The organism is Streptomyces sp. NPDC002784 (assembly GCF_053592135.1).
Window position 1 is genome coordinate 1 of the sequence record NZ_JBSFVD010000013.1, and the last position, 21889, is coordinate 21889.

Genomic DNA, 21889 nt, shown 5'->3' on the forward strand with positions numbered 1-21889 from the left:
CCCCTCAGGACCGGAGACCACCACCGGACCCAACTCGGCCTCGACCGGCGCCTCCTCCAGGATCACGTGCGCATTCGTCCCGGAGATGCCGAAGGACGACACCGCGCCCCGGCGCGAGTGGCCGTCCGCCGGCCATTCCCGTTCCTCGGTGAGCAGGGAGACATGGCCCGCCGCCCAGTCCACGTGCGAAGTGGGCTCGTCCACGTGCAGGGTGCGGGGCAGCACACGCGCCCGCATCGCCATCACCATCTTGATGACACCGGCGACACCGGCCGCGGCCTGGCTGTGCCCGATGTTCGACTTCACCGATCCCAGCCACAACGGCCGCTCAGGCTGCCGCCCTTGGCCGTAGGTGGCGAGCAGCGCCTGCGCCTCGATCGGGTCGCCCAGGGTGGTCCCCGTGCCATGGGCCTCCACCACGTCCACCTCGGTGGCCGGGACCCCGGCGTTGGCGAGCCCGGCGCGGATCACCCGCTGCTGCGAGGGGCCGTTGGGGGCGGACAGGCCGTTGGACGCGCCGTCCTGGTTGATCGCCGAACCCCGTACCACCGCCAGCACCTGGTGACCGTTGCGGCGCGCGTCCGACAGGCGCTCCACCACCAGGATGCCGACGCCCTCCGCCCAGCCCGTGCCGTCGGCCGCCGCCGCGAAGGGCTTGCACCGGCCGTCGGCGGCGAGGCCGCGCTGGCGGCTGAACTCCACGAACATGCCGGGGGTGGGCATGACCGTCACACCGCCCGCCAGGGCGAGGTCACACTCGCCGTTCCGCAGCGACTGCACCGCGAGGTGCAGCGCCACCAGCGACGAGGAGCAGGCCGTGTCCACCGTGACGGCCGGGCCCTCCAGGCCGAGGGCGTAGGACAGGCGGCCGGAGACGACGCTCGCGGCGTTGCCCGTCAGGGTGAAGCCCTCGACGGGTTCGGCGGCCTCGTGCAGCCGGTCTCCGTAGTCCTGGGACATGGCTCCGGCGAACACGCCCGTCAGGCTGGAGCGCAGCGAGCCGGGGGCGATACCCGCCCGCTCGATCGCCTCCCAGCTGGTCTCCAGCAGCAGGCGCTGCTGCGGGTCCATGGCCAGCGCCTCGCGCGGCGAGATCCCGAAGAACTCGGCGTCGAACCCGGCGGCGTCGGCCAGGAAGCCTCCCTCACGGGCGTAGCTCGTGCCGTGGTGGGCGGGGTCGGGGTGGTAGAGCGCGTCGAGGTCCCAGCCGCGGTCGGCGGGGAAGGGGGAGACGACGTCGAGTCCGTCGCGGACGACGCGCCACAGGTCTTCGGGGGAGGCGATGCCGCCGGGGTAGCGGCAGGCCATGCCGACGATGGCGATGGGCTCGCCGGTGTGGGCGGTGGTGGTGTGCGCGGTGCGGGGGGTGTCCGTGACGCCGAGGAGTTCGGCTCGGAGGTGGTCCGCGAGGGCGGTGGGGGTGGGGTAGTCGAAGAGGAGGCTGGAGGGCAGGCGCAGGCCGGTGGCGGCGCCGAGCCGGTCGCGGAGTTCGACGGAGGTGAGGGAGTCGAAGCCGAGGTCCTTGAACGTCCAGGTGACGTCGAGGGTGTCGGTGTCGTCGGGGCTGTGTCCGAGGACCATCGCGATGTCATCGCGGACCTGGTCGAGGACGGCACGGGTCTGCTCGGTGGTGCTGGTGAGCCCGGTGAGACGGGCCCGCCAGCCGGTGGCGGGGCCGTCGCTGGCGTCGGTGGTGGCGGGGCCGTAACCCGCCTCGGTGGTCACGGAGCCGTAACCCGCCTCGGTGGTGACGGAGCCGTCGCCCGCCTCGGTGGCGACGGGGCCATCGCCCGCCGGGACGGTTTCGGTGTCCCCCGTGGGAGTCGACGCGGTGTGCCCGTCCCCCGTAGCGGCGTTCTCGCTGCCCGTCAGCCAGTAGCGCTTGCGCTGGAAGGCGTAGGTGGGCAGGGGTACGCGGCGGGCGTCCGGGCCGGCGGCGAGGCCGGGCAATGCCGGGGCGGCTCCGCGGACGTGCAGGCCCGCGACCGCGGCGAGCAGGGTCGGCGGCTCCGGGCGGTCGCGGCGCAGCGCGGTGAGGAAGGCGGTGTCCGCCGGGCGGCCGTCGTCGGGGCGGGCGGCGAGGCATTCGCGGGCCATGGCCGTGAGGGTGCCGTCGGGGCCGAGCTCCAGGAACGTGGTGACGCCGTGGTCCAGCAGCCAGTCGACGCCGTCGGCGAAGCGCACGGCCTGGCGGACGTGTCGTACCCAGTAGTCCGGGTCGCACAGCTCGTCGGCGGAGGCGGGGCGGCCGGTCAGGTTGGAGACGACGGGGAGGGTGGGCGGATGGAAGGTGAGCCCCCGTGCGACGGCGCGGAACTCCTCCAGCATTCCGTCCATGTGGGCGGAGTGGAAGGCATGGCTGACCCGCAGGGCGCGGGTCTTGCGGCCGCGCTCGGCCCAGGTGGCGGCGTACGCGGTGACGGCGTCGGCGTCACCGGAGACGACGCAGGCGCCGGGGCTGTTGACTGCGGCGATGGTGATGTGGCCGCCGAGGGTGGCGAGTTCGGCGCGGACCTCGGCCTCGGTGGCCTCCAGGGCGACCATGGCGCCGCCCTCGGGCTGGGCCTGCATGAGCCGGCCGCGTGCGGTGACGAGGGTGCAGGCGTCGGCGAGGGAGAGGACCCCGGCGACATGGGCGGCGGCCAGTTCGCCGACGGAGTGGCCGAGCAGGTGGTCCACCGTGATGCCGAGGGATTCGGCGAGGCGGTACAGGGCGACTTCGAGGGCGAAGAGGGCGGTCTGGGTGAGGGCGGTGCGGTCCAGGCGGGCGGAGTTGGCGGGGGTGGGTTCGGCGGTGAGGAGCAGTTCGCGGACCTCGGGGTCGAGGTGGTCGCAGAGGGCGTCGAGCGCGCGGGCGAAGGCGGGCTGGGCGGCGTACAACTCGCGTCCCATGCCGAGGCGTTGGCTGCCCTGGCCGGAGAAGAGGACGGCGGTGCCGCCTTCGGTGACGGTGCCGCGGACCACGTCGGGCGAGGGGCGGCCGGCGGTGAGGGCGGCGAGGGCCTTGGCGCCCCGGTCGCGGTCGGGGGCCAGGACGACGGCGCGATGGGCGAAGGGGGTCCGGGTGGTGGCCAGCGAGTGGCCGAGGTCCGCGGCGGTGTGCTCGGGGTGGGTGTCGAGATGCTCCCGGAGGCGGCGGGCCTGGGCGCGCAGGGCGGTGGCGGTGCGGGCGGACAGCGGCCAGGCGACGGGCCCGGCGGGCTCGGAATCGGCGGCCGGTGAGGGTGGTGCGGCCGGGGCCTCGGCCAGTACGACATGGCAGTTGGTGCCGCCCATGCCGAAGGAGCTGACTCCGGCGCGGAGCCGTTCGTCCGGCCGGGGCCAGTCGCCGAGCGCGGTGTGGACGCGCAGTCCCAGCTCGCCCAGGGGAATGTCGGGGTGGGGCTGCTCGAAGTTGAGGCTGGCGGGCAACTGGCGGTGGCGCAGGGCGAGGACGGTCTTGAGGAGCCCGGCGATACCGGCCGCGCCTTCGAGGTGCCCGATGTTGGTCTTGACGGAGCCGACGGCGACGGAGCGGCCGGCGGCCCGGGCGGCCGTGCCGACGGTGGCGCCGAGCGCGGCGGCCTCCACGGGGTCGCCGCGCCGGGTGCCGGTGCCGTGGAGTTCGACGTACTGGATGCCGGTGGGGTCGATGCCGGCCCGCCGGTAGGCCTGGGTGAGGACGCGGCGCTGGCCCTCGGGGGTGGGGACGGTCAGGCCCTCGCCGCCGCCGTCGTTGCCGGTGGCGCTGCCCTCGATGACGCACAGGACGTGGTCGCCGTCGGCGAGGGCGCGGGAGAGCGGTTTGAGTACGACGAGGCCGGCGCCCTCGCCCCGGACGTAGCCGTTGGCGCGGGCGTCGAAGGTGTAGCAGCGGCCGTCGGGTGAGAGGGCGCCGAACTTGGCGGCGCTGATGGTGCTGTCGGGGATGAGGTTGAGGTTGACGCCGCCCGCGAGGGCGATGTCGCTCTCGCCGCTGCGCAGGCTTTCGCAGGCGAGGTGGACGGCGACCAGGGAGGAGGACTGGCCGGTGTCGACGGTCATGCTCGGGCCGCTGAGCCGGAGCGTGTAGGAGAGGCGGTTGGCGATGATGCTGCGGTGCAGGCCGGTGACGCTGTGCGCGCCGATGGCCGAGGCGCCCTGGCGGTGCAGCAGGGCGGCGTAGTCGTCCCAGATGGCGCCGACGAAGACGCCGGTGCTGCGGTCGCCGAGGGTGTCGGGGAGGATTCCGGCGTCCTCCAGGCTCTCCCAGCCCAGTTCCAGCATGAGACGTTGCTGGGGGTCCATGGCGGCGGCCTCGCGGGGCGAGATGCCGAAGAAGGCGGCGTCGAAGCGGTCGACCTGGTCCAGGTAGCCGCCCCGCGTGGTGTTGATCTTGCCTTTGGCGGTGGGGTCGGCGTCGAAGTGGGCGTCCGCGTCCCAGCGTTCGGGCGGGGTGGTGGTCACCGCCTCGCGGCCTTCGCGCAGCAGCGTCCAGAAGGCCGAGGGGTCCGGGGCGCCGGGGAGCCGGCAGGCGAGGCCGATCACGGCGATCTGCTCGGGCTGTGCCGCGTGCGCCGCCTGCGCGTCCGCGGAGTTCGCGTGTCCGACAGAACTTCCCGTCTTCGCCACCAGGTCTCCCATTGACGCTCGACTCCCGTAACGCGGAGCCGAGTACCGGTTCGGACCGGACCGAGGTGAGGTGTCCGGGAGCGGAGCACCGATGCCGGGTGGCGCGAAACGCAGAGTTCCGGCCACCCGGACAAGTGGTGCGGTGGTTCTGTGGCCCGGCCTTTTCGTCACCCCGTTACTCCGGCCAAGATGGCCCCACACTAGGAACCCCTGAGGGATGACCCAACCCCTGATCTCATGTGCCGCCGGCATGTAATTCAGGGGTGGCGGGAATAGGGGTGGGGCCCGGTAGGGGTACCGCGGCCCGGGGCCCGGCTGTGACACTGCTCCGGTCCGTGTGCTGCCGAGCCGTGAGGGACGTGGACGGTGCCCGACGAAGCGACGCGCAAAGCCCTGGCCATCGCGCACTGCGAGCGCATCAACGCAGGTGATGTGGAGGGGCTGTTGGCCCTGTACTCCCCTGCCGTGCGCTTCGAGGACCCGGTGGGTGCCGGTCCGCGCGTCGGTCACGGGGCGCTGCGTTCGCACATCGGGGGCGCGGTGGCCGCCGGGGTCCACGATGCCTTTGGCGAGCCTGTAGCGGCGCCCGACGGGCGGCATGCCGCCGTTCCCGTGACCTCCACGATGAATTTCCTGCCGAACGGGCCGCTGATGGTGCGTCACGGAATTCTGGAGGCTCCCGCGGAGCCGGAAAAGGCGCGCATGGAGTTCACCTGCATGCTGGTCATCGAGGTCGGCGAGAGCGGGTTGATCGAGGAGATGCGCGCTTATTGGGGCAGGTCGGACGTCCGGTTTCTCGCATGACTCCACGCTTTCAGGAAGGTGTGCCGCGATGCTGGACGAGGCGAAGCGCAAAGCGGTGGTTCTGGAGTACTGCCGGCTGATGAACGCCGGGGATCTGGACGGTGTGCTCGACCTCTTCACGCCCGATGTGCGGTTCCAGGACCCGGTGGGCGCCCCGGTGCTGGTGGGGCGGGAGGCGCTGCGGCGGCATCTGGGGGCGGCCGTCGCCGCGGGGATCGAGGAGCGGCCGGGCACGCTGACGGCGGCGCTGGACGGGTCGAGTGTGACCCTGGAAGTCTCGGGGACGATGGCCGTGCCGGGCGGCGCCGACGGTGAGCGGATGGCGTTCCGGCTGGTCAGCCTGATGCGGGTGGACGAGACGGGACTGATCTCGGAGGCCCGGATCATCGCGGGCGGTTCCGACCTCACACCGGTGACCTGAGGCGTACGCCATCCCGGCGGACGCCGGTGAGTTGAGCCGTACGGCATCCCCGCGCGTGCCTGTCAGTTGAGGCGTACGCCATCCCCAACGCCCGCGGGTCACTTGAGGCGTACGACCTCCCCACGCCCGCCGTTCACCTGCGGCGTACGACATCCCCGCGCGCGCGGTCAGCGCAGCAGCCCGGTCAGCGCAGCTGCGCCCATTCCTCGTCGGTGAGGGGCGGCTCGGTCAGCGGTGGCTGGGCCGGGCCGGTCCGCAGGGCGTTGAGCACCGCGGGTGACTGGAGGCTGGAGACGGGGGCGGCGAGCGTGGTGACGCCCGCGGAGGCGGCGCTGACCAGCGGGTCGGACAGACCGGCCGTGCCGATGCGCTCGGAGAAGTCCTGACGGCTGTGGAGTTCTTCGGACAGGCGGGGGTCCTTCGCCTCGACCCGGCAGTCGGGGTAGAAGACGTCCTGGGAGGCGGCGAGGATCCAGGGGTCGTCGATGGCGGTGGCGATGCCCCGCATCACGGTGGCCGCGAGTTCCGGCTTGCCCAACTGGCGGCGCAGCGTCCGGTCGAGGACGGCGACGGCGCGGGCGGCGGAGCTCATGCCGTGGCCGTAGACGGGGTTGAAGGCGGCGAAGGCGTCTCCGAGGACGACGAGGTTGTCCGGCCAGCGCTCCAACCGGTCGTAGTGGATGCGTCGGTTGGCGGTGGAGCGGGAGCCGCGGACGGGGCCGTCCGGTTCCGCGGTGGCGAGGACCTCGCCCACCAGGGGGTGGCGCAGCCCTTCGGCGAAGGCGGTGAACCCGGCCTCGTCGGTGGGGGGTTCGGCGCCCCGGGTGCCGGAGAGGGTGACGATCCACCGGCCGTCCTCGATGGGCAGGATCAGCCCGCTGCGGCCGGGGACTCCGGACCGGTAGTCGGCGTACACGCTGACCATGGGGAAGCGGGCGGCGGCCCGTTCGGGCGCGCGGTAGACGCGGGTGGAGTAGGTGATGCCGGAGTCGACCACGTCCTCCTCCGGCTGCGGGACGCCGAGGGGGGCGGTCCACTGGCGCAGCCGTGAGCCGCGTCCGCTCGCGTCCACGACGATCTCGGCGTCCAGTGCGGTGGTCTCGCCGCTGTCGAGGGCGCGGACCGTGAGGCCGGTGAGGTGCCCGCTGGTGCCGCGCAGTTCGTGGACCTCGGTGCGTTCCAGGACGGTGATGTTCTCTTCGGCGAGCACCTGGTCGCGGACCGTCCAGTCCAGCAGGGGCCGGCTGACCGCGATGAGGAACTGCGTCTCGGGGAAGCGTCGTTGCCAGCCGTAGGGGGACAGGTTGACCAGGTCGGACTGGACGCCGATGCGGTGCGCGCCCGCGGCGCGCAGGCGTTCGACGGTGCCCGGCAGCAGTGATTCGACGATCCGCGCGCCGCCCGACCACAGCAGATGGGCGTGGCGGGCCTGGGGGACGCCCTTGCGCAGCTCGGGGCCGCCGGGGAGGTCGTCGCGGTCGATGACGGTGACCCGGTCGAGGTGTCTGCGCAGGGCCCGGGCCGTGAGCATGCCGGCGAGTCCGCCACCGATCACCGCGCCGTGGCTGGGCTTTGTCGACACTGGGGATTCCTTCCGCCGCCGCCCGGATCAGGTCTCGAAATGTAGGGATCCAAAAGCGGCGGACCAACCCCTAAAGTCCCCGCTCCCCTATCGCGCGCCACTGACTCATGCCGGGCCGTCCAAGCGGCTCGTCGTCAACCCCTAAACGGGTCAACAGGGGTATGCGATCACCCGAGATCCGGAATATGTCGTACCGGTACAACAGGGTGTCGGAGAGCGACATGAGAAGCCATGAGTCGGCAAAGATTCAGCAAGAATCCGGTCCTTGATCTGTCGTAAGCTATCGGCCCGGACGGCACTCAACGACGGCCCCGTGGCGCGAGCCTGACCAAGCGGGGCATACGGGCGGACAGTCGGAGGTGGTCCCGAAACCAGCGTGGTCGAGCCGTATACGCGAGCCTCCGCTCCGCTTCGACTCGGACTCCACCACGCGAGGACTACCGTCGACCGCACCTGGAGAAGCACTCGGCGCATCCCGTTACCGGGAAGCGCCGGCCGCCGCGCGCGGCCGAACGAACATGAATGGCAACGCACATGGAAAACGGCGATTGATTCCATGTCATTGCGTTCGAGGGGGACAAAACGCGAGTGGACCTGATACAGCGGGAAGCACAGCTCGATCGGTTGCGCAGGGCATTCGACCACTGCAATGAACAGCACGACGGGCAGGTATGCCTGATCAGCGGCGGCGTCGGTAGCGGCAAGACCACGCTGCTGGAGGCCTTCGCCCGCCATGTGACCGGACGTTCGGCCCAGTTGCTGAGCGCGGTCGGCTCACGAGCCGAACGCAGTCTCCAGTTCGCCGTGATGGACCAGCTCATCGACAGCTCCGGCCTCAGCCGCGCCTCCATGCGCCAACTCGCCACCGCCGTACGCCATCTCGCGCTCCCCACATCCCAGGCACCGCCCGGCGACGCCGCAGCGGGACCGGCCGGCACGTCGGCCGCCCCCGCGGACAGCACGGCCCCTACGGCGGCGGAAGCGGCCGCCGCCTACCCGCCGACGCCGTCCTTAGGCACCGAGCAGCCGCACCCCTCCCCCGTGCCCACCGCGCACGGCACGTTCGCCTCCCTGCTCGACCTGTCCCGTCCCGCGCCCCTGGTGATCACCGTGGACGATGTGCACCACGCCGACCAGGCATCCTTACAGTGCCTGCTCTACGCGGTCCGCAGACTGCGGCACCGGCGGATCATGGTGGTGCTGACCGAGTCCTCCACGCTGTACACCCCTCACCCGCACTTCCGGGCCGAGTTGATGAGCCAGCCGTGCTTCTCCCGGATCGACCTCGCCCCCCTCACCGACGAGGCGCTGGGCCTGCTCGCCGAGACCCACCCGCTCCCCTCGGCCCGCCCCCGCATCGCCCGGCGGGCACCCGCGCTGACCGGCGGCAGCCCCCTGCTCATGCGCGCCCTCCTGGACGACCCCGCCGCGACCGGCACCGCCGCGCAGCCCGCCGCGCCGGTGGCGGGCGCCGCCGGGCCCGACCCGGCGGTGGGCGGCAGCGACGGACCGCTCGCCCAGGCCGTGCTCCGCTCGCTCTACCGCCACGAGCCCGAAGTCCGCGCCACCGCGCAGGCCTTGGCCGTGCTGGACCGGCCCACGCCGCTGCCGGTGCTGGCCCGGCTGCTCTCCCTGACCCCCGACCTGACGGCTCAGGCACGCCAACTGCTGGGCCAGTCGGGGCTGGTGGACGGCGACCGGATCAGACGCCCGCTCGTCGCCGCCGTACTCGCGGACCTGCCCGCCGAGGACCGGCGCCGGCTGCACCGCAGAGCGGCCGAGGCGCTGCACGAGTTCGGCGCCGAGCCCGAGGTGCTCGCCGGTCATCTCATCAGCGCCGACTGGGCCGAGCCCGACTGGGCGGAGCCCGCCCTGTTCCGGGCCGCCGCCCAGGCGCTGGACTCCGGACGCCCCGACATCACCTCCGCCTGCCTGCGGCTGAGCCGGCGCCGGGGCCCGCACACCCCGTGGTGGACCTCGTCCGACAGCCTGCTGCTGCGCTCCCGCTGGCAGTTGAACCCGCTGTCCGCCACCACTCACCTCGGCAAGCTCGCCGCCGCCGAGCGGCCCGAAGACTACCCGCCGGCCGCGCTCGCCGGGGTGCCCGCGCTGCTGTGGCAGGGGCGCAGCGAGACGGCCTGCGCGATCGTCAGGGCCGTCGCCGCGCTGCCCGACCCCACCGCCGAGACCCGTACCCGGCTCGCCACGGCGCGGCTGCTGATCTCGCTGTTCCGCCCCGACCACTGCCGACAGGCCCGCGCCGAGGCGCGGGCCATCACGGACTCCGGCATCGCCACCTCCGTCACCGGCCGCTATCTGGACGCGCTGGTGCTGCTCGCCGACACCCTCTTCCCCGGCGAGGCGACCGGCGACGCGGCGGCGAGCGCCGAGCTGATGATCCAGCGCTATCTCGACGACGACGGTGCGCTCGGCCTGCTGTCGGCCCTGCTGCTGGCGATGGTGTACGCGGGACGGCCCGCGCAGGTCCGCGAGCGGACACGGATGCTGCTGGCCCGGCCCTCGGTGGGGCATGTGCCGAGCTGGAAGGCGGTCCTGCACGCGATCCGGGCCGAGGCCGCGCTCCGGCTCGGCTCCCCTCAGGAGGCCGAGGACCAGGCGCGCGCCGCGCTGACCGTGATGACCCCGCAGGCGTGGGGGGTCGCGGTGGTCGCGCCGCTGGGCACCCTGGTGGCCGCGGCCACCGAGGCGGGCCGGTTCGAGGACGCCGACCGCTGGCTCGCCCGGCCCGTCCCCGCGGAGTCCTTCCGCACCCCGCTCGGCCTGCACTATCTGGCGGCACGGGCCCGGTATCAGCTCGCCGTCGGCTCCCGCCGCTCGGCCGCCGACGATCTGCGGTGGGTACGGCGGGAGATGGCGGCCTGGCGGATCGACTCCGCGGCGCTGGTGCCGTGGCGGCTCGACCTGGCCCGGGTGCACATCGCCCGCGGACAGCGGCAGGAGGCCGTACGACTGCTCAGGGAGCAGCTCGATCCCGCCCGCCCGGTGGACGACCGCACCCGGGGTTCCGCCCTGCGGCTGCTCGCCGGCCTGCTGCCGCCGGAGCAGGGCGCTCCGCTGCTGGCGCGGGCGGTGGCGCTGCTGGAGTCCTGCGGGGACCGCCGGGAGCTGGCCCGCGCCCTGGCCGACCGGGCCCGGACCCCCCGGCAGGGAACCGGACCGGACCCGACGGGCGCGGCCGTCCCGCCCCCGGCAGCGCGCTCCCACTCCCGGACCCCGGCGGAGGTGACGTACTACCCCGGCACCCCGCGCCAGGAAGGGCGGGAGCGGCCCGAACGCCGCGAACGTCAGGAGGTACGGGAGCGGCCCGAGCGCGCGGAACCGGTGGGCGGCCTGAGCGAGGCGGAGAGCAGGGTCGCCGCGCTGGCCGCGCAGGGCCACACAAACCGGCAGATCTCCAGCAAGCTGTTCATCACCGTGAGCACGGTCGAGCAGCATCTGACCCGGATCTACCGCAAGTTGAACGTCAAGCACCGCAGAGACCTGGCAACCCGCCTGGCCGCAGCGGGCGCACTCGGCAAGTGACCCCGCGACAGGACGAGTCCGATCGCGGGACGTCGCCGCTCTCCCAGGCGCGCCCCGCATGGGCCCGGCTAAGCAGAGACCGGCACCGAAGGCACTACCCCTCCCCCAGCCCCCCACCCGGACACACCCACCCAGCCACGCCCCGCACAAGAGCCCTCGGATCAGGAGAGACACGCACGGAAGAGATCGCCCCTCCCCCAGACCCCCACCCGGACACACCCACCCAAGCACGCCCCGCACATGACCCCGGCTCAGGACGAAGCCGGCGCCCCCGCGGAGCGGAATGCGGCGACGCTCTCGCGGATGGCCGCCGTCACGGCCCCCGCCTGGGCGTTGAGATAGAAGTGACCGCCGGGGAAGGAGCGGAAGCGGAAGGTGCCGCTCGTCAGCTCCTGCCAGGCGCGGGCGTCGTCGAAGGACACCCGGGGGTCGCTCTCGCCGGTCAGCACGGTGACGGGCGCGGCCAGCGGAGGGGTACCGGCGTCGGGGCGATAGGTCTCCACGGCCCGGTAGTCGGCGCGCAGCGCGGGCAGCACCATGCGCAGCAGTTCCTCGTCGTCCAGGATGCCCGGCTCGGTGCCGCTCAGCTCACGGATCTCGGCGATCACCCCGTCGTCGTCCCGCAGATGGACCGTCTCCTCGCGGAAGCGGTGCGGGGCGCGCCGCCCGGAGGCGATGACGCCCAGCAGTTCGCCGCCGCCGGAGTCCTCCAGCCGGCGCGCGATCTCGTAGCAGAGAACGGCGCCCATGCTGTGCCCGAAGAGCACCACGGGTCCGGCCGGGGTTGAGACAAGTGCCTTGTACACCTGGTCCGCGAGGTCTCGCAGATCGGTCGCGGCGGGCTCGCGGTGCCGGTCGAGCCGCCCCGGGTACTGGACGCACAGCACGTCCAGTTCCGACCCGAGCGCCCGGGCCAGCGGCAGGAAGTAGGGGGCGGAACCACCGGCGTGCGGCAGCGCGAGGAGCTTGACCGCACCGGCCGGGCCGGGCTCGTACCGGCGGAACCAGGTGTCGAACTGACCGGATACTGCCGGCATACGGGCCCTACCTCCTGCGATCGGCGTGCGACGGAACACGCGGACGGAACGCCAGATGATCACCACCCTACGAGCGGAACGGCCGCGGCAGAACCCCTTACCACCCCTACTCCGGGAAACAACCCGGTCCGAGCCGGTCTGCACTTGAGAGCTGCTGCATACGAATGAACATGGCCAGCACGTATTTTGGGGAAGCAGCCTTTCAGCAGGTCGCGGGCATGATGGAGAGGCATGCCCCCCACCGGAAGTACCGGCGGGAATGATTGAAGCGATGGGTTTTCATGGGATCTCAAGTCACCGAGAAATTCACCGAGGAACGACTGAAAGGTCTGCTTCAGTCCTACTTCCAGATCGATCCGGCAAAACTGGAGGGGTCGGTCAGGTTCTCGGATCTGGAGCTGGATTCGATTGCCGTGATGGAACTGGTCGTGGTGATCGAAGAGCAGACCGGAGTCGATGTCCAGGAAAGCCTCCTCCAGCAGATGACCCTCGACACCACTCTCGCCCAGGCCGTCGAGGCCGTGGACCAGGCCTTGTGCACAAGCGGGGCCGCAGCGAAGAACGACGCATGAACCGGCACGCGGTGGCCGTTACCGGACTGGGTATGGTCACGCCCGCAGGAGTCGGCGTCGGCGCCACCTGGGACCGCCTGTGCAGCGGCGACCCCACGGTCACCCACGACCCGTTGCTGGACGGGTTGCCGGTGTCGATCTCCTGCCAGGTGGCTGATGCCGACCTCGAGGCCGTCCTGGCTCCCGGCCTGGCATGGCGGACCGACCGGTTCATCCGATTCGCTCACGCGGCGGCCAAGGAGGCCGTCACCGACTCCGGTCTCGACTCCGCGCTGTGGGACGGCAGTCGCGTCGCGGTGGTGATCGGTACCGGAGGCACCAGCTTCGACGGCACCCTCAAGGTCTGCCAGATCATGGAGAAGGGCCGTCTCCTGGCCCTGTCGCCCGCCGCGCTGCCCCGCAGTCTGCCGAACATGGCCGCCGGTGAGGTCGCGACCATGCTCGGGGCGCTGGGTCCCACCCTGGGCATCAGCACCGCCTGTGCGTCCGGTGCCACCGCCATCGGCGTCGCGAGCATGCTGATCCAAACCGGTGCGTGCGACATCGCGGTGGCCGGCGGGACGGACTCCGGCCGCAACCGACCGGCCTCGGCACTGTTCTGGCGGATGGGAGCGCTGTCCACCCGCGTCCACGACCCGGCCGGCGCCTCCCGTCCCTTCGACACCGACCGCGATGGCTTCGTGCTGTCCGAGGGCGCCGGAATGCTCGTCCTTGAACGGGCCGAGCACGCCGAGGCCCGGCGGGCCAAGGAATACGCGCGGCTCACCGGCTACGGCCTTTCCGGCGACGCGCACAATCCCACGGTCCCCCATCCCGAGGGCGCCGGCGCGGTGCGGGCCATCAACGCCGCTTTGTCCGCAGCCGATTTGGCACCCGGCGACGTAGGGCACGTCAATGCCCACGCCAGCGCCACACGCCTGAACGACCGCGCAGAAGCCGCAGCGCTCAGCAGGGTCTTCGGCGCCCCGCCACCTGTTACCGCGGTCAAGAGCATCCTGGGGCATCTGCTCGGCGCCGCCGGAGCCGTGGAAGCCGTCGTTTCGGTGCTTTCGCTGCACCATCGACTCATCCCGCCCACCGCCAATTTGGACAAGATGGACCCCGAGATCGACCTCGACGTCGTCACAGACCTGCCACGCCCCTCCCGACAGGAGGCGGTGCTGTCGACCTCGTTCGGCTTCGGCGGCCAGAACGCGGCCCTGGTGTTCCAGCGCTCCTGAACCGCTGCGCGGGCTTCTCGTCAGAGGCGGGCAGGCAGCCCCCGTCGGACGGGGGCTCCCTGGAGGCAGACCGTCCGCCTGGGAGGCGAAAGACGCTGAGGGCCCACCCGGCCTTCAGAGGGACAAGCTCTCCCCGAGTGACCGGAGGAGCTTCCGGCGGTGCGGGTCCGTGTTCTCCATGGAGAGCAAGAGGTAGAGACTGGCCTCGTTGTGGTCCGGGTCGTACGCGAACTCGCTGCACACCCATGCGCCGGCCAGCAGGTACCCGCGCAGCTTGGGGGCGATCCGGAGACCGGGTTGGCGGTCGGCAGTTGCGGGATCCCACACGGTATGGGGGCGAACGCGATAGCGCTCAGGTGCGAAATAGCCGCCGGACACCACGTGGTCCCAACAGGCCGCGGCCAGAGCCTCGCCGCCGTCGTAGAGAGGGACCGTCATACGTCCGGTGAGCCAGGTGTGACCACTGCGGGTCATGTACCGGATGATTCCTCCCCACAGCATGGTGATCACGGCTCCGGCACGGTGGTCGGGGTGAACGCAGCCTCGGCTGAGTTCCACGAGGTCCGGCTCCAGGGCGCGATGCGGACTCAAGTCGAACAGCGCCTCCGAGGTCAGTCCGCCCGTCCGGGCCGCACCGTCGGGCGGGAGGAGGCGGTACATGCCGACCAGCTCACTGGTGTCCGTTCGCCGAACGACGAGATGATCGCAATGCGCATCGTATCCGTCGATCTCCCGGCCCCCCTCCGCGTGGTAGGAACTCTTGAGTTCTTCCTTGAAGACCAGATAACGCAGCTCCTGGGCTTCACGGATTGTATTTTCGTCGCGCGTGACAGAGACCGTGTAGCGTCTTTCTTCGGGATTACGGGGCGCGGCGGAGATACCCATGTTTGTCCTCGCGGCGGGCTCGGCGATGATGTAAGGGCGCGTCGGCAATTCGATAGGACCTGTTTACCATGCACCTTTGACCCCGTTCGCGAGGCGGGCGGACAGCGGGCGGAGGAATTCCGGATACAGGCGCCCCATGCTCTCGGTCAAGTGGATTCTCAGGCATCCGTGGCGGGTTCTCTTGGTGGTCACGGTGCTGGGGTTGGCTCTGCTACCAGCGGTGATCGGATGTTTTGCTCGGTTGACCCCGTCGGGATTCACCGCTACCGGAAGCGAATCCGAGCGAGCCGACCGTGTGATCAAGGAGCAGTTCGACGAGCCCGCCGCCGACTTGCTTTTCCTGGTATCCGGCCCGACTTCGATGAAGCATGGAGAGGTGGCCGCGACAGGCCGCGCTCTTGCCCGTTCGGCAGCCGATCAGCCAGGAGTGGCGCGAGTATGGAGCTATTGGGACACGGCAAATCCCGCACTGCTTTCCCGTGACGAGCGAAACGCGCTGATCGGTGTCGAACTGAGAACAACGGGAGCCGAGGCCGTCAAGACGGCGGAGTGAATTGTTCCGGGTCTCGCAGGAAAGCGAGGGGAAGTCGCCGTAGCCGCGGCTGGACCCGTGTGGAGCAGCGCGGAGGCGGTCCGGCTGGGCAGAGAGGACTTGCGCACCGCCGAGATCCTCGCCGCACTGGTGGTGCTGCTCATCCTCATGGTGACCCTGCGCTCGGCAGCCTTGGCATTGCTGCCGATGGCGATCGGAGTCGTCTCGGTCTCGGCAACGCTGGGAGTGCTCGGCGCGCTGACGTCGGTCATGCCGGTCTCCGTGTTCGCCGTGAATGTCGCAGCGGCCCTCGGGTTCGGCCTGTCGGTGGATTACGGCCTTCTGGTCATGATGCGCTGCCGCGAGGAGATGGCGGGCGGGACGGAGGTGGGAGAAGCCGTCGCCCGCTCGGTCCGTTCGGCCGGACGCGCTGTACTGTTCTCCGCCGCCACGGTGGTGGCCCGCATGGCAGCGCTACTGATCTTTCCCGTGCCGTTCTTGCGTTCACTGGCGACCGGTGGCATCGCGGTTGTGGTGTTTTCCGCATTGACCACGGTCCTGATCTATCCAGTGCTGCTGCGATTCAGTTTGCTTCCCGCCTCTCGGCTCGATCGGTGGTTGTTCGATCGGGTACGCACATTGCGCCCAGGGCGAGAGCCTTCGGTCAGGCCGGCAAAGGGCCCGGCCGTTCCCGGGGCGCTTGCGCGACAGTCCTCCTGCTGCTCTGCGCTACTCCTCTGGACAGGGCCCGGTTCGGCATTGCCGACGAACGTGTCCTGCCCGCGTCCACGCTGGTGCGCCAGACCGCTGAGCGAGTGCGCGGGGAGTTTCCGGAGGCCGTCGGGACCAAAATCCCCATTGTGCTCAGCGTGGCCGATCTGCAGTCTGCGAATGTGACGGCAGGGGTGGACCGTTACGCTCGTCAGCTATCAGCGATCAACGGTATCGCCCGGGTGGACACAAGCACCGGTTCCTACCGTGACGGCAACCGAGTCACCCCGCGGGCTCCGGCACATCAGGCGTTCGCCGGTGACGGTATGACGCTGCTGAATGTGCGCGTTCCCACGGATGCGCAAGCGTCGAGCTTTGAGCGTGTGCTGGAACGGATTCGCGCGGTACCCGCCTTTGCGCCGCGCCTGGTCGGAGGAGCTACCGCGCGCAACGCGGACACCAAGATGGAGCTGTCCCGACGTCTGCCTCTCGCCGCGCTCCTGGCCGGGGTCAGTGCGCTCCTGGTGGTCATGTCGTTCACCGGGGGCCTGCTCGTGTCCTTCAAGGCCGTTGCCCTGGCCGTGCTCAGCCTCAGCGCCGGCGTGGGATGCCTGGTCCCCCCCCACCGGCCAGCTGGAGATCAGCATGCTCCTGCTGATGATCTGCCTCGCCCTCGGCCTCTCCGTCGACTACGAGATCTTTCTGCTGGCGCGGATCGAGGAACAGTACCGATCGACGGGAAACATCCGCTCCTCGATCCTGCATGGAATGGCCAGTACGGGACGTCTCATCAGCGCCTCCTCCTTGGTGGTGGTGACGACGATGAGTGCCCTGGCCATGTCCCGCATCACCTCGCTGCAGATACTGGGTGCCGGTTTGGCGTTGACGGTCCTGCTGGATGCGACGCTGGTCCGCGCACTCCTGGTGCCGGCGGCCATGCGGCTTCAGCGGTGTCACCGGCAGCTCAGGGACAGGCAGCGGAACACCGCCGTACCCCTTGACCGCTCCGAACCGGGTCCCTTCCATCCAGTCCGCGTGATCATGATTGCGCTCATCGGCGTCGTGTCGAACCGGCCGTACGGCCGGCACTCTCTAGTCTTGGCCCGGTTTGTCCATGTGTGACACGACAGCGGCCCTTGAGAGGTGCGGTGGACCAGGCAGCAGGAGACCGACCAGCCGTCGCCCCGGTGATGGAACGGTTCCGTCTGACGGGCAAGGCGGCGGTGGTGACCGGCGGCAACCGCGGGCTGGGACGGGCCTTCGCGCTCGCCCTGGCCGATGCCGGGGCGGACGTCGCCGTGCTGGCCCGCGACGGCCGCCGCAATGCCGACGTGGTTCGAGAGGTCCAGGAACGAGGCATCCGCGGGACGCACCGGGAAGTCGACCTGACCAAGAAGGAAGACCTGCGGCAGGCCCTGGACGACGTGGCCGAGGAGTTCGGGGCGCTCGATGTCCTGGTGAACAACGCAGGCGTGTGCGTGCATACGCCGTCGCTGGACGCCGACGACGCCGCGTGGCGGGCGGTGTTCGACCTCAACGTCGACGCCGTGTGGTGGTGTGCCACCACTGCCGCCCGGCACATGGCGGCCCGCTCCGGCGGCTGCATCGTCAACATCGGCTCGATCGCGGGGCAGGTGGCCCTGCGCCCCCAGGCCCAGGCCGCCTACGACGCCTCGAAGGCGGCGGTGCACCAGCTCACCCGCTCACTCGCCGTGGAGTGGGCCCCCGCCGGCATCCGGGTCAACGCGCTGGCCCCGGGCTACGTGCGCACCCAGATGGCCGCCGTCGACGACCCGCGGTTTCGACACCGGTGGATCGACGACGTCCCGCAGCAACGCTGCGCGCTGCCCGAGGAGATCGCCCCGGCGCTGGTCTTCCTCGCCAGCGAGGCATCCGCCTTCATGACCGGCCAGGTGGTCTTCGTCGACGGCGGCTACACCGCCGTGTGACCGGCTCGGCGACCCGCCGGGGCTCGTGCCCCACGCTCCGGTCGCTGTGTCTCCCGCACGTCCGCGTACCGGCCGAGCCGCGTACCGATCAACAAGAAGGCAGCCCATGGGACTTGCATACCTGCGCACGGACGCCGACCGCGCGCTGAGCATCGGCCTCGCACGCGTACTGCTGCGTGAGACGGTCGGCTGCGGCAGGGACATGGCCCTCGCCCTGCGCCGCGGCCACGGGGCGAGCAAGGCGACCGCACCGTACTGGATGGCCCGCCGGTTCCTGGGCGCAGCGGGACGTCCGCTGGACGCCGACGAACCGGTGTGCCTGCAACTGGCCACCCCACGGCGGCCGGCCCGGGTACGGATCCGCAAGAACCAGAGCGACCTGCTCATCCTGTGGCAGGTCTTCCTGAAGAGGTTCTACGAACTGGGCGCCCACTACCGGCTGGCCGAGGACGTCGACACCCTGGACACCATCGTCGACCTCGGCGGCAACACCGGCCTGGCCGCCTCCTACTTCACCGCCCGCTACAGCCCCCGCACCCTGCTCACCGTAGAACCGATTCCCGAGAACCTCCGCGTCCTGCGCGGCAACGCAGCCCTGTCCGGCCTCGACTGGAGGATCGAACCCGCCGCGGTGGCCGCCACCGCCGAACCCTTGGAGTTCACGGTCAGCGGCTTCTGGGACACCTGCACCGCCGTGCCCGCCGTGGCCGACCTGCGGCGCACCCGTCCCTACCGGCTGGAGAACGTACTGGCCCGCCCGAGCGTGCGGGTACCCGCCATCACCGTGGGCGAGCTTTTCGCCAAGCACGGCATCGACCATGTCGACCTGCTCAAGGTCGACATCGAGGGCAGTGAGGCCGATGTCTTCGCGACGGTCCAGCCGTGGATGGAACAGGTCGACCGGATCGTCCTGGAAGTCCACGACAAGTACATCGACGGCGCCGCCGTGCGCGCCACCCTGGGCGCGGCGGGGTTCCGGCACGTCCCTCCCCGCGTCCCCGAGCCGGCCGGGTTCAACCCCGTCGAGCTGTACGTGAAGCACTGAAGGACCGCACATGACGACACAGGCAGCCGACCTTTCGGCACTGCACCGGCTCGCCCCGCCCGCCGCCGTGGTCTTCGACTGCGACGGCACCCTCATGGACACCGAGCCCTGCGCCGACGCGGCGCGCAGCGCCGTCCTCATCCGCCGCGGACGCGTCTACGACGTCGCCGCGCGCGACGCCCTGATCGGTCTGGCCGTCGGTCCCGGCGGTGAGGTGCTGTCCCGTCTGGTCGGCGGCTGCGCCGTACAACTGGCCCACGAGTTGGCCGAGGAACTCCTGTCCGCGGTCACGGCGGGGGCCCGGCCGATGCCCGGTGCCGTCGAGCTGGTACGTCAGGTCGCCGCCGCGGTGCCGGTCGCGGTGGCCAGCAACGGCCCCCGCCCCCTGCTGGACACCTCCCTCAGACAGGGCGGCTTGTCCGACCTGCTGCACATCACCGTCTCGGGAGACGACGTCCCCTCTCCCAAGCCCCACCCCGACTGCTACCTCGCGGCCTGCGCCGCCCTCGGCGTACGGCCCGACAGGTCCGTGGCGGTCGAGGACTCCCCCGTCGGCGCCCAGGCCGCCGTGGCAGCCGGAATGACCGTGCTCGGCGTCGGCGCCCTGGCCGACAGCCCCCACGTACACGCCTATGTCCCGACCCTCGACGACCCTGCACTCCAGCACTGGCTCACCAGCTGGTAACCCGTCGTCAGGTTCGCGGTGCTTCCGCGTCACGGGGTTGGCATGACGCAGGCAGTGCAGCGTGGCCTCGTGGAAGTCGACGTCGAGACAGACGAAAGCCACCTGCTCCGGGGCCTGCAGCCAGGACGGGGCGGGGCGGGGCGGCGCACACGAAACGCGAGCTGAGCCCCCGCGTCAGTCTGCTGTGTGGTTTAGCCGTCGCTCCCGACCAGAGGCAGCCGCCCTCGCCCTATCTTCCTTTGTGTAGTCACACGACTACAGCAAGTGAAGGGAGAGAGGGATGCGTTTCAAGACCCTGGGCCGACTGGCAGCCGTCGCCTCGACAGTTCTGCTGCTGCTCGGCGGCGCGGCCACCTCCGCGCAGGCGGAGCCCGGGCCCGTCATGTACTCGATCGACTTCTCCAACCCCCAGGAGCGCGACGACAACAACCTGCCCGAGCCCTACGGAAGGGTCTACCTACAGGCACCCTGGCCCCAGGACACCGCACTGTGGGAGCACCCGGACGTCGGCATCAACACCCCGACCCTGCCTCGCTATCCGGACGCCGCTCCCTACGAGATGAGGTTCGTCGATCACCTCGTCCTGGAGGTGTGCGCCTTCGTGGACGAGGACGACACCGGCATCAACGTCGACGACCAGCTCGCCGCCGGTTGTGTGCCGTTCGAGGGCCCTGGTGAATACACCATCTCCGGCGACGACGGGTCGGTCACCATCCACCTGTACCGCATCTGACCGACCGCACCGGACGCATCGCCCGTCGGCCTCGCCCCAGCCTGTGAATGGCTGGGGCGAGGCCGACGCTTTGCCCAGGACCAGCCACCAGGGATGGCCGAAACCGCTCGAACATCGCAAATAGGCTGTTGTACTGCCATACATGACAGATCAGAAGCGGTGCACAGTGGTCCGCACGGGCCGGTACGAGGGACTGCAGGGCGGCACGTTCGGGGTGGGCATCAGCGCACAGTCGGCCGGATCCGAGCGGCTTTGTCTCCACCGGCTCGTGATGCCCGCCGGGACACGGGGCCGTCCTCACCTGCACGAGGGTCACGAGTCGGCCATCTTCATCCAGTCCGGCCAGGTCGAGGTATGGCACGGGGAGGACTTGACCGAGCACGTGGTGCTGCGCGCGGGCGACTACATCCACGTTCCCGCCGGCACCCCTCACCTGCCGGTGAACAGCGGTGCCGAGGACATGGTGTGCCTCGTGGCGCGGACGGACCCCGACGAACAGGAGGGCGTCCGCCTGCTGGACCTGCCGGCCTGGCTCGAGTCCCGGATCGCCGGGCTGAGCGTCGGAGCCGGCTGATCTCCGTACCGCAGGTCAGCGCACCCGCCCGCGCGGCTTCAGCGGTGTCACCGGCAGCTCAGGGGCGGGCAGCGGAGCACCGTCGTAACCCTTGACCTCTCCGAACCGGGTCCCTTCCATCCAGTCCTGCCGCGCCTGCTCGATCTCCTCCTGGGACCGCCCGATCCAGTTCCAGAACATGATCAGTTCCTCCTCGAACGGCTCGCCGCCCAGGAGCATCAGGCCCGCCTCCGACTCGGCGCGCAGCGGGAGTTCGGTGCGGCCGCAGCCGAGGTAGAGCATCGAGCCGGGCAGCACCGGGACCCCGTCGACATGGGCCTCCCCGGACATGGACAGCACGGCGTACTCGAAGTCCGGCTCCAGTGGCAGGCGTACGTCCGCGCCGCGGGCGAGTGCCAGGTCGGCGCCGACGAGGGGTGTGTACGTCGTTCCGGGTGAGCGCGTGCCGTCCAGGTCGCCGAGGATCAGGGTGGCGGTGATCCCGGGCGCCGTGACGACGGGCAGGTCGGAGTGGTGCTCGAAGCGCGGCTGGGTGTACCGGTCGCTGTCGGGCAGGGCGACCCACAGCTGGGCGCCGTGCAGAAAGCGGGCGTGCGACCTCGGGCTCTCCTCGGAGTGGCTGATGGCCCGGCCCGAGGTCATCAGGCCCAGCTCGCGGGGGCGGATCGTCTGGAGGCTGCCGGTGGAGTCGCGGTGCAGCACCTCGCCCTCGTGCAGCCAGCTCACCGTCTGCAGGCCCATGTGCGGGTGCGGAGGGACCTGCATACCGGGCTCGTCGGCGATGTCGTCGGGGCCGTAGTGATCGACGAAGCACCAGGCGCCGACCATGCGGCGGCCCAGGTTGGGCAGCAGTCGGCGCACCTCGGAGGACTCGCCGAGCCGGACCCGGCGCGGGCTGAGGAGTTCCCGTACGGGCTCCGCCACGACGAAGCCGCGGCCGCCGCACACCGAGGGCACTGCCTCGCGATCAAGATTGCTCATGCCGCCCAAACTAGCCGCGTCCGGG

At 71.1% G+C, this 21889-nt stretch carries 18 protein-coding genes; 13 read left to right on the forward strand and 5 right to left on the reverse strand.

Annotated features, from left to right (window positions below):
- On the reverse strand, nt 1–4602 hold a 4602-nt coding region (locus ACWD1Z_RS22090), incomplete at its 3' end, for a beta-ketoacyl synthase N-terminal-like domain-containing protein (RefSeq protein ID WP_451121014.1).
- Nucleotides 4603–4956: 354 nt separating this feature from the next.
- On the opposite strand from ACWD1Z_RS22090, the gene ACWD1Z_RS22095 reads away from it, so the two are divergent.
- Both ACWD1Z_RS22095 and ACWD1Z_RS22100 read left to right on the forward strand, forming a co-directional pair.
- Nucleotides 4957–5394 (forward strand): nuclear transport factor 2 family protein, encoded by a 438-nt coding sequence (locus ACWD1Z_RS22095; protein WP_451121016.1) that lies wholly within the window; start codon nt 4957–4959, stop codon nt 5392–5394.
- Nucleotides 5395–5422: 28 nt separating this feature from the next.
- Nucleotides 5423–5815: a nuclear transport factor 2 family protein gene (locus tag ACWD1Z_RS22100; protein ID WP_451121018.1), complete on the forward strand. Its 393-nt coding sequence runs from the start codon at nt 5423–5425 to the stop codon at nt 5813–5815.
- 184 nt (nt 5816–5999) lie between these two features.
- Here ACWD1Z_RS22100 and ACWD1Z_RS22105 read toward each other — a convergent pair whose 3' ends face one another.
- On the reverse strand, nt 6000–7397 hold the full coding sequence (locus ACWD1Z_RS22105; RefSeq protein WP_451121020.1) for an FAD-dependent oxidoreductase: 1398 nt from the start codon (nt 7395–7397) through the stop codon (nt 6000–6002).
- A 588-nt stretch (nt 7398–7985) separates the two neighbouring features.
- Here ACWD1Z_RS22105 and ACWD1Z_RS22110 point away from each other — a divergent pair.
- The gene (locus tag ACWD1Z_RS22110) at nt 7986–10940 is read left to right on the forward strand and encodes an AAA family ATPase (protein ID WP_451121022.1); all 2955 of its coding nucleotides are present in this window, start codon (nt 7986–7988) and stop codon (nt 10938–10940) included.
- Between the two features lie 251 nt (nt 10941–11191).
- On the opposite strand, the gene ACWD1Z_RS22115 is transcribed toward ACWD1Z_RS22110, so the two are convergent.
- Nucleotides 11192–11977 carry a thioesterase II family protein gene (locus ACWD1Z_RS22115; protein WP_451121024.1) on the reverse strand — a complete coding sequence of 262 codons (786 nt, stop codon included), beginning with the start codon at nt 11975–11977 and terminating at the stop codon, nt 11192–11194.
- A gap of 281 nt (nt 11978–12258) precedes the next feature.
- On the opposite strand from ACWD1Z_RS22115, the gene ACWD1Z_RS22120 reads away from it, so the two are divergent.
- Nucleotides 12259–12549, forward strand: a complete 291-nt coding sequence (locus ACWD1Z_RS22120; protein WP_451121026.1) for an acyl carrier protein — start codon at nt 12259–12261, stop codon at nt 12547–12549.
- Nucleotides 12546–13769: a beta-ketoacyl-[acyl-carrier-protein] synthase family protein gene (locus ACWD1Z_RS22125; protein WP_451121028.1), complete on the forward strand. Its 1224-nt coding sequence runs from the start codon at nt 12546–12548 to the stop codon at nt 13767–13769. Before ACWD1Z_RS22120 ends, ACWD1Z_RS22125 begins: the two co-directional genes overlap by 4 nt.
- 114 nt (nt 13770–13883) lie before the next feature.
- Here ACWD1Z_RS22125 and ACWD1Z_RS22130 read toward each other — a convergent pair whose 3' ends face one another.
- Nucleotides 13884–14654: a GNAT family N-acetyltransferase gene (locus ACWD1Z_RS22130; RefSeq protein WP_451121029.1), complete on the reverse strand. Its 771-nt coding sequence runs from the start codon at nt 14652–14654 to the stop codon at nt 13884–13886.
- Nucleotides 14655–14790: 136 nt separating this feature from the next.
- On the opposite strand from ACWD1Z_RS22130, the gene ACWD1Z_RS22135 reads away from it, so the two are divergent.
- The 8 genes from ACWD1Z_RS22135 to ACWD1Z_RS22170 all read left to right on the forward strand — a co-directional run bounded on the left by ACWD1Z_RS22135 (nt 14791) and on the right by ACWD1Z_RS22170 (nt 20883).
- Entirely contained in the window at nt 14791–15207 is a 417-nt protein-coding gene (locus tag ACWD1Z_RS22135) for a hypothetical protein (protein WP_451121031.1), read from the forward strand.
- Nucleotides 15208–16083 (forward strand): MMPL family transporter, encoded by an 876-nt coding sequence (locus ACWD1Z_RS22140; protein WP_451121326.1) that lies wholly within the window; start codon nt 15208–15210, stop codon nt 16081–16083.
- A 459-nt stretch (nt 16084–16542) separates the two neighbouring features.
- A complete protein-coding gene (locus tag ACWD1Z_RS22145; protein ID WP_451121033.1) occupies nt 16543–17019 on the forward strand; it encodes an MMPL family transporter in 477 nt (158 codons plus the stop codon).
- 26 nt (nt 17020–17045) lie between these two features.
- Entirely contained in the window at nt 17046–17846 is an 801-nt protein-coding gene (locus tag ACWD1Z_RS22150; RefSeq protein WP_451121035.1) for an SDR family NAD(P)-dependent oxidoreductase, read from the forward strand.
- A 106-nt stretch (nt 17847–17952) separates the two neighbouring features.
- On the forward strand, nt 17953–18891 hold the full coding sequence (locus ACWD1Z_RS22155) for an FkbM family methyltransferase (RefSeq protein ID WP_451121036.1): 939 nt from the start codon (nt 17953–17955) through the stop codon (nt 18889–18891).
- 10 nt (nt 18892–18901) lie between these two features.
- Nucleotides 18902–19576 carry an HAD family hydrolase gene (locus ACWD1Z_RS22160; RefSeq protein ID WP_451121038.1) on the forward strand — a complete coding sequence of 225 codons (675 nt, stop codon included), beginning with the start codon at nt 18902–18904 and terminating at the stop codon, nt 19574–19576.
- A gap of 280 nt (nt 19577–19856) precedes the next feature.
- Nucleotides 19857–20309, forward strand: coding sequence for a hypothetical protein (locus ACWD1Z_RS22165; RefSeq protein ID WP_451121040.1), 453 nt, complete (start codon nt 19857–19859; stop codon nt 20307–20309).
- Nucleotides 20310–20451: 142 nt separating this feature from the next.
- Nucleotides 20452–20883: a cupin domain-containing protein gene (locus tag ACWD1Z_RS22170; RefSeq protein ID WP_451121042.1), complete on the forward strand. Its 432-nt coding sequence runs from the start codon at nt 20452–20454 to the stop codon at nt 20881–20883.
- A 15-nt stretch (nt 20884–20898) separates the two neighbouring features.
- Here the strand turns inward: ACWD1Z_RS22170 and ACWD1Z_RS22175 are convergent, their stop codons facing one another.
- On the reverse strand, nt 20899–21864 hold the full coding sequence (locus tag ACWD1Z_RS22175) for a pirin family protein (RefSeq protein WP_451121044.1): 966 nt from the start codon (nt 21862–21864) through the stop codon (nt 20899–20901).
- Nucleotides 21865–21889: the final 25 nt, after the last annotated feature.